6 protein-coding genes and 1 pseudogene are annotated in these 11498 nt (G+C 65.4%); 3 read left to right on the forward strand and 4 right to left on the reverse strand.

The window, feature by feature from the left end:
- Positions 1-9: 9 nt before the first annotated feature.
- Positions 10-1878 carry an acetyl-CoA hydrolase/transferase C-terminal domain-containing protein gene (locus QMZ05_RS27895; protein WP_353703676.1) on the reverse strand — a complete coding sequence of 623 codons (1869 nt, stop codon included), beginning with the start codon at positions 1876-1878 and terminating at the stop codon, positions 10-12.
- Between the two features lie 241 nt (positions 1879-2119).
- On the opposite strand from QMZ05_RS27895, the gene QMZ05_RS27900 reads away from it, so the two are divergent.
- Both QMZ05_RS27900 and QMZ05_RS27905 read left to right on the forward strand, forming a co-directional pair.
- Positions 2120-3538, forward strand: coding sequence for a TolC family outer membrane protein (locus QMZ05_RS27900; protein ID WP_353703677.1), 1419 nt, complete (start codon positions 2120-2122; stop codon positions 3536-3538).
- A gap of 138 nt (positions 3539-3676) precedes the next feature.
- The gene (locus QMZ05_RS27905) at positions 3677-4645 is read left to right on the forward strand and encodes an amidohydrolase family protein (protein ID WP_353703678.1); all 969 of its coding nucleotides are present in this window, start codon (positions 3677-3679) and stop codon (positions 4643-4645) included.
- Here QMZ05_RS27905 and QMZ05_RS27910 read toward each other — a convergent pair.
- The 3 genes and pseudogenes from QMZ05_RS27910 to QMZ05_RS27920 form a co-directional block, all read right to left on the reverse strand.
- Positions 4638-7772, reverse strand: a complete 3135-nt coding sequence (locus tag QMZ05_RS27910; RefSeq protein WP_353703679.1) for a CusA/CzcA family heavy metal efflux RND transporter — start codon at positions 7770-7772, stop codon at positions 4638-4640. The two genes, QMZ05_RS27905 and QMZ05_RS27910, sit on opposite strands and share 8 nt — an antisense overlap.
- Positions 7773-7860: 88 nt before the next feature.
- Positions 7861-9108 (reverse strand): annotated as a pseudogene (locus QMZ05_RS27915) (efflux RND transporter periplasmic adaptor subunit).
- 151 nt (positions 9109-9259) lie between these two features.
- On the reverse strand, positions 9260-10651 hold the full coding sequence (locus QMZ05_RS27920; protein ID WP_353703680.1) for a CoA transferase: 1392 nt from the start codon (positions 10649-10651) through the stop codon (positions 9260-9262).
- Between the two features lie 258 nt (positions 10652-10909).
- Between QMZ05_RS27920 and QMZ05_RS27925 the strand changes: the two genes are divergently transcribed.
- A complete protein-coding gene (locus tag QMZ05_RS27925) occupies positions 10910-11197 on the forward strand; it encodes a hypothetical protein (protein ID WP_050626238.1) in 288 nt (95 codons plus the stop codon).
- The last annotated feature ends 301 nt before the right edge of the window (positions 11198-11498 follow it).

The raw sequence follows: 11498 nt of genomic DNA on the forward strand, positions 1-11498 counted from the left end.
TTTTCCGGATCATGCGTTGCTCCCCCGGCTCCGTTGCAATGCCGCGGTGACGAGCGCGCGATAGGCGCGCTCGGCGAAGTGGGTCGGCTTGTCGAGGCCGAGCCGCGCCAGGCATTCGCGGTCGGCGGCATCGGGCGGATGCCGCATGCCCTGCCACAGCAGGCCGGCGAGTTGCAGCGGCGTGCGCTGCGCCTGCTGCAAGATCTGCAGCGCTGGAATCAGCCGTTGCTCGACGTCGGTGAAGTCGCTGCCGAATGGGAATGACGGCAGCAGGCCCGCTTCGCGCGCGGGCTTCAGCGCAGTGCTGATCCGCTCGGGATAATTTTCGCGGTAAGCGGTGGGGATTTCGTGATCACGCGGCAGCTTGCCGGCATCCTTGGCCTGCCGCATCAGCTCGCTTTGGAAACGCGAGTCGGACACCTCCAGCATCGCGGCGATCACGTCCGCGTCGGATTTTCCACGCGTATCAGCGACGCCATATTCGGTGACGAAGATATCGCGCAGGTGACGCGGGATGGTCTCGTGGCCATAGGACCAGCGGATGTTCGACTGCGCCTGCCTGCCGGACTGATGGGTTGCCTCCAGCGCCAGCACCGAGCGCGCGCCTTCGAGCGCGAATGCCTGCGCCACGAAATTGTACTGGCCGCCGACGCCGCTCACGACCTGACCGTTGTCGAGCCCGTCCGAGATTGCAGCGCCGAGCAGCGTCGCCATCATCGCGTTGTTGACAAAGCGCGCATCGACACGGGCACGGCGCTTGCCGTCCTCGTCGCCGAAGATCTCGTTGGTGAAGGACACCGGCATCATCTGGATTTGCGCCAGCTGCTCGGGCTTCATCTCGCGCAGCGCGCGATAGAAGGATTGCGGCCCCAGGAAGAATGCGCCGTGCAGGATCACGCCGCCAATATCGCGCTTGAGGATGCCGGCGTCGATCAGCCCGAGGAACGCCTCGAACAGCATCTCGCTAACGCCATAGAGGCCCTTCTCGAACGGCCCGGCCTCAGCCGCTGCGAGCTGCGCGGTGCCAGGCGCAAGGCGCCGGATGATGCCGTGGAATTGCACGTTGTCGCGGTGCCGGACCACGAGGCCCTGCGCAAGCGCATCGCCGACCTGCCCGATGCCTATCTGCAGCGTGCCGCCGTCGCGGACCAGACCGGCGGCATGCAATCCGATCGCATATTTGGTGTCGCTGATCGGCTCGGACGGCGGCGCGAACAGCGGGAAATCGGTATTCGGACCGTCGAGCACCGCGGCGAATTCATCGGCCGGCAGATCGCCGCGTCCGGGCATGAACGGCAGCTCGGAATTGACCTGGGCGACCAGCTTGAATGACGCCCGCCCCTGCGCGCGGGCGCGCAGCACGTCGAGCGTCGTGTCGGTGTTGCAGCTCAGGCTATAACGCGGCACGCCGTCGACCACGCGCTTGGCGACCAGCTGCGGGACGACATTCAGTCCGCGCGACAGCAGATACGACGCCGCGTGGGTGTAATTTGCGGAAATGTAGTGCTGCTGTGCGAACGGCTGATACAGCCACTGCCCCGCGAGGAAGAAGAACTCGATCACCTTGATGTTGGGCGGAAGCGCACCGCGGTGCAGCGCATCCGCATAGGCGAGATCCGGGTAACCGCCAAACAGGCGATCGATCACCGGACCGATGAAGCGCTGTTCGAGCAGGCTCTTCGGCTTCGGTTTTTCCAGCGTCAACGCGGAGAACAGCGTCAGGTTGATGGAGCGGTCGGCCACCGCCCGCGCATACAGCGCGTTGACGATGTGGTTAGCCTTGCCGAGGCCGAGCGGCAGCCCGACCACCAGTTCGGTTCCGACGTCACGAATGATGTGCTCCGCGATTGCCTCGGGGTCGGAGAACAGTATGGGCATCAGCAATGGACCCGGCGGAGACAGTGGATAACCGGCGCCGCGGAATCGGCGCCCGGCGGTTCGAATTTATACTTCATATGACAGTCGCGTTCGCCTGTGACGAACCGGCAACAGACAACAACCGAAATGATGTGCAGATGTCGCGGGGCGGTTTGCCTGTGGCGGCGCCGCCCCGTAAACAGGTAGATGTGTCGACGGCGTCGGCGGAGGCGGACTGCCGGGGTTTGGTGTGCGGGATCACATGGTTGAACGTGCCGCTGGTATTGGCGACGTAGCGAGGCGCGTGCTTTTGTCGGGCATCGGCCTTGGCGCGCTGGCATGCGCGCTGCTGGCTGACACCGCTGCCCGCGCCGAGAGCCTGCCGGAAGCCCTGGTCAAGGCCTACCAGACCAATCCGCAGCTCAATGCCGAGCGGGCACGCCAGCGCGCCACCGACGAGAACGTGCCGCAGGCGCTGGCCGGCTATCGTCCTCAGGTCAGCGCCGGCCTCTCTGTCGGCCTTCAGGCGGTGCGCGACCAGCTGCCCGGCAACGTCATCCAGACCGCGACGCTGAAGCCGTGGCAGATCGGGGTCACGGTGACCCAGACCCTGTTCAACGGCTTCAAGACCGCCAACAGCGTCCGCGTCGCCGAGTTGCAGGTGCAATCCGGCCGCGAGGCGCTGCGCAATGTCGGCCAGGGCGTGCTGCTCGACGCCGTCACCGCCTATACCAACGTGCTGGCCAACCAGACCCTGGTCGAGGCGCAGCGGTCCAACGTCGCCTTCCTGAAGGAGACCCAGGCGATCACGCAGCGCCGCCTCAATGCCGGCGACGTCACGCCGACCGATACGGCCCAGGCCGAGGCACGCCTCAACCGCGGCCTCGCCGATCTCAACGCCGCCGAGGTCAACTACGCGATCAGCCAGGCCACCTATGCGCAGGTGGTCGGCAACGCGCCGTCGCAATTGCGGCCGGCGGAAACCACCGACCGGCTGCTGCCGCGCAGCCGCGAGGATGCGATCGCGCTTGCGCTGCGCGAGCATCCCGCTGTGACCGCGGCCGGCTTCGATGTCGACGTCGCCTCGACCTCGATCCGCGTCGCCGAGAGCAGCCTGATGCCGAACGTCACCCTGCAAGGCAGCGTCAGCCGCAGCCGCGACAGCGACCAGACGCTCGGCACGTTCGGAACCGACCAGGCCTCGGTGATTGGCCAGGTCACGCAGCCGATCTATGACGGCGGCACCGCGGCCTCGCAGACCCGACAGGCCAAGGAAGTGGCCGCGCAGAGCCGCCTCGTGCTCGACCAGGTCCGCAATCAGGCCAAGACCGCCGTGGTCAGCGCTTGGGTCGCCAACGAAGGCGCCAAGATCGCGGTGTCGGCCTCGGAGTCCGAGGTCAAGGCTGCCGAGGTCGCGCTGGCCGGCGTGCAGAAGGAAGCCGCCGGCGGCCAGCGCACCACGGTCGACGTCCTCAACGCGCAGCAGGATCTGATCACGGCGCGGGCACGGCTGATCGGTGCGCAGCGCGACCGCGTGATCGCCTCCTACACATTGCTCAGCGCGATCGGACGCCTTGACGTCAAGACGCTCAATCTCAAGACGCCCGACTACCTGCCCGAGGTGCACTACCATCAGGTGCGCGACGCCTGGCACGGCCTGCGCACGCCGTCGGGACAATAGGCCTCGTGGAACCGGTCGCAGCGCGAACCGGCCCTTTCCGCCCACTCTCACCGCCAATAACCTCCGCCCCCGCCGGCCATCAACAATGCCGGTGCGCGGAGTCCGCGCATAACAGCCGAGCACGCAGGGAGACGTCCAATGCTGACGCGACGCAGTATGATGCTGGCTTCCATCGCAGCGGGAGTGACCATGACCAGCAGCAACGCATTTTCCAAGGCATCGCAACCATCGACCCCGGTGAACTTCGACGTGCCTGCCGGTGCATGCGACTGCCACACCCACATCCATGGCGACCCCGAGAAATTCCCGTTCTTCGCCGGCCGCGTCTATACGCCGGAACCGGCCTCGCCGGAGGACATGAGCGCGCTGCACAAGGCGCTGCATGTCGAACGCGTGGTGATCGTGACGCCGAGCGTCTACGGCCCCGACAATTCGTCGACCCTGTTCGGCATGACGGCCCGCGGCCCGACGGCGCGCGGCGTCGCCGTGATCGACGACAAGACCAGCGAGAGCGATCTCGATGCAATGCAGAAGGCCGGCTTCCGCGGCATCCGCCTCAACCTTGCGACCGGCGGTGTCAACGATCCCAATGTCGGCCGGCAACGCTTCTCGGCGGCGATCGAGCGGATGAAGGCGCGCGGCTGGCATGTCCAGCTGTTCACCAGCCTCGCGATGATCACTGCGATCAAGGACCTGGTCGCGGCAGCGCCGGTACCTGTGGTGTTCGACCATTTCGGCGGCGCCGAGGCCGCGCTGGGTACGAGTCAGCCGGGATTTGACGACCTGCTCGCGCTGGTCAAATCCGGCAAGGCGTATGTCAAGATCTCCGGCGCCTACCGCGCTTCGAAGCTCGCGCCCGACTATGCCGATGCGACGCCGCTGGCCCAGGCACTGATCGCCGCCAATGCCGAGCGCATCGTCTGGGGCACCGACTGGCCGCACCCGGATTCGGTGACGCCGGCGGGCAAGAAGGTCACCGACGTGACGCCGCTGTACCAGATCGACGACGGCCGCCTCCTCAACCAGCTCCCGGTTTGGGCGCCGGACGCCGCGGTGCGCAAGGCGATCCTGGTCGACAATCCGGCGCGGCTCTACGGCTTCACCTGATGTTGTCGCGCGGCCGGCGCGAGAAGTAGGAGATCAGCACCGGCAGCGTGATCAGGATCACCAGCGGCGCCAGCATCATTCCGGTGACGACGACGATGGCGAGCGGCTTCTGCACCTGCGAGCCGATGCCCTCCGACACCGCCGCCGGCAGCAGGCCGACGCCCGCCACGACGCAGGTCATCAGCACCGGACGAAGCTGCAGCTCGCCGGTGCGGATCACAGCGCGCATCCGGTCATAACCTTCGTCGATCAGCTGGTTGAACTGCGACAGGATGATGATGCCGTCCATCACGGCGATGCCGAACAGCGCGATGAAGCCGATCGCGGCCGACACGCTGAACGGAATGCCCGAGATCAAAAGCCCGAGCACACCACCGAAGATCGCCATCGGGATCACGCTCATCGCGAGCATGGTGTCGACCATCGACCCGAAATTGAGGAACAGCAGCACCGCGATCAGCACGAGGCTGATCGGCACCACGATCGACAGCCGTTTGATCGCGTCCTGCAAATTGCCGAACTCGCCGACCCATTCCAGACGCGATCCCGGCGGCAATTGCACCTGCTCGTTGACCTTTTGCTGCGCCTCGAGGATCGCGCTGCCGAGGTCGCGGTCACGCACCGAGAACTTGATCGGCAGATAGCGCTCCTGCTGCTCGCGATAGATGTAGGCCGCGCCGGAGATTAGCTTGATCGAAGCCACTTCAGAGAGCGGGATCTGCGTGATCCCACCATTGGCGTTCGCCACGCCGATCCTGAGGTTCTGGATCGCTTCCGCGCTCTTGCGATATTCCGGTGCGAGGCGAACGATGATCGGGAAGTGCCGGTCGCTGCCGGGTTCATAGAGATCGCCGGCGCTGTCGCCGCCGACCGCCACCTTGATCGTGGCATTGATATCGCCAGGGGACAGGCCGTAGCGCGCCGCCCGCGCACGGTCGACGTCGATCTGGATGGTCGGCTGGCCGAGCGAGGTGAACACCGCGAGGTCGGTAACGCCTTGCACCGTCGACAACACGGATTTGATCTTGTTGGCGGTGTCGCTCAGCGCCTGCAAATCATTGCCATAGAGCTTGATCGAATTTTCGCCCTTCACACCCGACACCGCCTCCGAGACGTTGTCCTGCAGGTATTGCGAGAAATTGAATTCGACGCCCGGGAATTTGTCCTGCAACTGCGCCAGCAATTGCGCGGTCAGCACGTCCTTGTCGTGGGTGGTAGGCCACTCGCTCGCCGGCTTCAGCGGCGCGAAGAATTCGGCATTGAAGAAGCCTGCGGCGTCGGTGCCGTCGTCGGGACGGCCGTGCTGCGACACCACCGACACCACCTCGGGCCGGCTGCGGATCAGCTTGCGCATCTCGTTGACATAGGCATTGCCTTCCTGCAGCGAGATCGTCGGCGGCAGCGTGGCGCGAATCCACAAATTGCCCTCTTCCAGCTTGGGCAGGAATTCGAGGCCGAGGAACCGGACGAAGATGATGGTCATGACCACGAGGCCGGCGGCGCCGGCCATCACGACCTTGCGGTTGCCGATCGCCCAGTTCAACGCCGGCAGGTAGATCGCATCGAGCTTCTTGACGATCCAGGTCTCGGTTTCGTGGATATGCGCCGGCAGGATGATCGCGCTCAGCGCCGGCGTGATGGTGAACGTCGCCAGCAATCCGCCCGCCAATGCATAGGCATAGGTCCGCGCCATCGGGCCGAAGATGTTGCCCTCGACGCCGCCGAGCGTGAACAGCGGCAGGAACGCGGCGACGATGATGGTGGCGGCGAAGAAGATCGAGCGCGACACGTCGGCGGCAGCAGAGAAGATGGCGTGGCTCTTCATCCCCATCACCGTGTCCTCGGAGATGTGGCTTCGCTCCTCGTCCGACAGTGCCGTGGTCTGCGACAGCCGGCGGAAGATCGCCTCCACCATGATCACGGTGGCGTCGACGATCAGGCCGAAATCGATCGCGCCGACCGACAGCAGATTGGCGGATTCGCCGCGCAGCACCAGGATGATCACGGCGAAGAACAGCGCGAACGGGATCGTCGCGCCGACGATCAGCGCGCTGCGCAGATCGCCGAGGAATATCCACTGCAACAGCACGATCAAGAGGATGCCGACCACCATGTTGTGCAGCACGGTGTGGGTGGTGAGCTCGATCAGATCCTTGCGGTCGTAGATGCGTTCGATCTTGACGCCCGGGGGCAGGATCGAGGAATTGTTGATCTGGTTGACCAGTTGCTCGACGCGGGCAATCGTCGGCGAGCTCTGCTCGCCACGGCGCATCAGCACGATGCCCTGCACGATGTCGTCGTCACTGTCGATGCCGGCGATGCCGAGCCGCGGCTTCTCGCCGATCGTGACGGCGCCGACGTCCCTGACCAGCACCGGATTGCCGCCGGACTGCGAGATCATGGTGTTGGCGAGATCGTCGATCGAGCGGATCAGGCCGACGCCGCGCACCACGGCCGATTGCGAGCCGATGTTCACGGTGTTGCCGCCGACATTGATGTTGGCGTTGGAGACCGCCTGCAGCACCTGCGGCAGGGTCAGGCCGTTGGCGACCAGCTTGTTGAAGTCGACCTGGATCTCATAGGTCTTGGTCTTGCCGCCCCAGCCGGTGACGTCGATCACGCCCGGCACCGCGCGGAAGCGACGTTGCAGCACCCAGTCCTGCAGCGTCTTGAGGTCGAGCACGCTGTAGTTCGGCGGCCCCTTGAGACGATAGCGGAAGATTTCACCGATCGGGCTTGTCGGCGAGATGCCGGGCTGCACGTTGCCAGGCAGCGGCGCGAGCTGCGACAGGCGGTTGAGCACCTGCTGCAGCGCCTCGTCATAAGTGTAGTCGAAGGAGAACTGCAGCTTGACGTCGGACAGACCGTACAGCGAGATGGTGCGGATGGTCTTCAGGTTCTTGATGCCGGCGACCTGGGTCTCGATCGGGATCGTGATGTAGCGCTCGATCTCCTCGGCCGACAGGCCCGGGCTCTGCGTCACGATGTCGACCATCGGCGGGGTCGGATCGGGATAGGCCTCGATGTTGAGCTGCTTGAACGCAAGCAGGCCGCCGACGAAGACGGCGACGAACATGGCCACCATCAAGTAGCGGCGATTGACGGCAAGGGCGACGAGGCGATCCATTCAGATCGGCACTTTCAACGGTGAGGATTTGTCGTGTTGGGCATGGTCGATCCGGAAAGCCGGGTCCCGTTTTTCCGGATCATGCGTCTCAAGTGCCAGATGCGGCGCGGTCGATGAAGAGGCTTCCCTTCGTCACGATCTGCTCGCCCGGCTTGAGATTGCCGGCCACCTCGACGAGGTCGCCATTGATGAGGCCGGGCTTGATCTGGCGCAGCTCGATGGTCTTGTCATCGGCCCTCGCGACCCAGACGCGAACCTGATCGCCCTCGTAGATCAGCGCCTGCTTCGGCACGCCGACCGCCGGGTGATCGCTCTTCGAATACAGCGTCACATTGGCGAACATCTCGGGCTTCAGCCGGTTGTCCGCGTTGTCGATGGTGGCGCGGACCAGCAGCCGGCGCGAGGTCGCATCGATCGCGGCGGCGACATAGTTGACCCGGGCATTCAGCACCTTGCCGGGCAGCGCCATCACGCTGAAGCTGAGGTCCTGCCCGATCGCGACATTGTCGGCATCGGATTCGCGGACAAAGGCGATCAGCCAGACCGTCGAGAGATCGCCGATCACGTAGACCGGATCGCTGGCGCCGGTCGAGACATACTGGCCGGGGCCGGCCTTGCGCTGGACCACGGTGCCGCCGATCGGCGCGAACACCGTCGTCTCCGGATTGAGGCGGCCCTTCTGCTGCAAGGTCGTGATGGCTTCGTCGCCGAAGCCGAGGATGTGCAGCTTGTTCTGCGCGGCTTCCAGCAGCGTCTGCGCCGAGCGCGCATCGTTCTGCGCCTGCACCAGCGCCGCCTGCGCAGTCTGGTAATCCTTCAGCGGGATCGCCTTGCCCTCGGACAGGTCCTTGGCGCGCTTTTCCTGGATCTGCGCCAGGTCGAGCGCCGACTGGGCCTTGTTGAGACCGGTCATCGCGGCGACATAGTCGTTCTGCGCCTGCACGGTGTCTGCCGCTTCGATCACGAACAGCGGCTGCCCCTTCACGACGATATCGCCCGGCCGCACCAGCAGGCGGGTCACCCGTCCGGTATAGGGCGAGTAGACCGGGGTGGAACGGTCCTCATCGATCCCGATCTTGCCCTCGGTCACCAGCTCGGAGCGGAAGGTATGCTCGGCCACAGCCTAGAAGGTCAGGCTGGCCCACTCGGCGGCCGACGGCGTATAGCGCGTGCCCCCCTTGCGGGACTGGCTGGAGACTTCCGACGGCGCCTGCTTTTCCGAGCCGAAACGGGTGTAGCCATAGGCGCCGGCACAGGCGACCACCAGCACGGCCGCGGCCACGAGCAGGCGCGGGCGGCTAAAGCTCTGCATTCTCTTGGTAAACTCTTTCAGCATGCGGTCCGCAGGGTCGATCGTTGCAGCTTCCGGCGGGACGGCCCCAGCGGTGCGCTAATAGTGCCGAATTGGCGTTGCAAACAACCTAAAAATCGCACTTCGGCGGTGCGCGTCGTTAAAGTTCGGATACCCTGAACGGTGGCTGAATGTCTCATCCGGGAAACTCCGGGGGATTGCTGCCGAGCGGCATGGCCGGACGGGACCAATGCGCCGGGGTCCTCGACAGGACGGCGGCGTGCCGGACCGAGCTCAGCGTGCCAAAACCGGACGGCAACCGCTCGATAAAGGGCAGCACCGCTTCCGCCTTGAGGTCCTCGGTCGCGAGGCCCGCCTCGAGGCGGCCGAGATTCCACAGCCAGCGCCCGGTTTGCGCCAGCGACACCCGGACGTGCCAGCTGCCGCCTTCCCGCGCCTGGCGGGCCTTGGCCATCATGGCACCGAACGCCATGAAATATCCGGTGGCGTGGTCGAGCATCTGGGCCGGCAATTCCTTCGGTCCATCGACGCCGGCCGCCTGCCCCTCGGCGTGATTGAAGCCGGTCGTGGTCTGCACCAGCGAATCGAAACCGCGCCGCTCCGCCCACGGACCGGCGTGGCCATAGGCCGACAGCGTCACATAGACGATCCCGGGATTGATGCGGGCCGCTTCCTCCGGCGAGAAGCCGAGCCGCGCAATCGCCTGCGGACGATAGCCCTGGGAGAGAATATCGGCCTGCGCCACGAGACCGCGCATCACGCCCCGCCCCTCCTCGCTGCGCAGCTCGAGGAACGTCGTCAGCTTGCCGCGGCCGGTGTCGATGGTGAGCCAGGGAATCGCCGGCAGATCGGGACCGGAGATCAAGAGCACGTCGGCGCCATGCGCGGCGAGCGTGCGGCCGGCGACGGGACCGGCAATCACGCGCGACAGATCGAGCACACGGATGCCGGCCAGCGGCCGCTTCCCGGCGGGCCACGGCTTCGGCGCGGCCTCGCCGATCTTCTCGATCGAGATCAGCGGCAGCTTCGCCAGTTCCCGGGCGTGCGGCGTTGCCGACCACTCGTCATGTGGGCGCATCAAGGCGACGACGCCGCCGGCCGAATAGGCCGCGGTCTCGAACGCCTCGCCGTCCCACTGCAACAGCGCGGCCTGGACGTCGTCACGCTCGGCGTTGCAGCCGAGCACCTTGCAGACGGCGTCGCGGTGATGCGGGAAATTGGTGTGGAGACGGACGAAGCGGCCGTCGCGGACACGATAGACGCCGGCGATCTTGTCCCAGGCCGGCGGCGGCGGCTTGTCGTCGACCCGCAGGTAGCGCTCGCTGCGGCATTCCACGACGGCATGGCGGATGTCGACCGCGACATCCTGCGTCTCGCCGCTGCGGGCTTTCCAGATCTCGGCCGCCGCAAGGCCGGCCGCGGCGATCGGCGCCTGCGCGGCGGCTGCGACACGAAACGATGACGGCAGTTGCGGCTCGCTGCCGGTCAGCGTGACCGCATCCAGCGCGGACGGCGTGCCACCGGCGCCGGTCCAGACATCGGCAAGGATTTCACGGATGTCCTGCATGCGCATTCCTCTTTGCGATTAATCTATGCCCGAGCATGATGACAAAAAGGCAATGCCCGATCCAAACCCTCATTTGGGCATGATCTTTTCGGAAAACCGTTTCACACTTTTCCGGGTCATGCCTTGTTTGGGCATGACCTTCTCGGAAAACCGCTTCACACTTTTCCGGATCATGCCTTGTTTGGGCATGATCTTCTCGGAAAACCGTTTCACACTTTTTCGGATCATGCCTTCTGGCCGACCCGAACAGGAGTTGCAATGGCTGCCATTGATCCCCTCACCGCCGGCGGCGTCTTCCTCGCGACCGCGGCGACCGACGCGGTCTACGTCATGTTCACCTCGGCGGTCGTCGCGCGCAAGCGCGTGCCGGCGGCGACCTGGAGCAGCGTCTGGTACGTGCTCTCCTCCTATGCGGTGATCAGCTACACCGAGAACTGGCTCTATGTCGCCTTCGCGGCAGCCGGCTCGTGGGTCGGCGCCTATGCATCGATCACCTTCCTGCACCGCCCGCCGGGCGGACCGCCGGTGGGGGCTGCGGTGGAGTAATATGCAGCTGCGGAAGATTTCCTCTGCTGTTCCCGCAGCTAGCGCTATGCGATGGCACCGCGAGTAGACAAATAATCGGTGTCATCACCCGCGAAAGCGGGTGATCCAGTATTCCAGAGACAGCAGTGCTTGAGCCGAGAGGCCTCGGCGTACTGGACCGCCCGGTCGAGCCGGGCGATGACACAGGAGTGCGTGCACAACCTCTCCACATGTCGTCCCTGCGAAAGCACTAGGGCATGCACAGATCTCTGAGGCTCCATCCTGCGGCGACGGCGTGGAAGTGTTCGAGGCCGGTTTTGAA

The sequence above is a fragment of the Bradyrhizobium sp. INPA03-11B genome (genome assembly GCF_040446015.1).
GTDB classification, from domain to species: Bacteria; Pseudomonadota; Alphaproteobacteria; order Rhizobiales; family Xanthobacteraceae; genus Bradyrhizobium; species Bradyrhizobium macuxiense_A.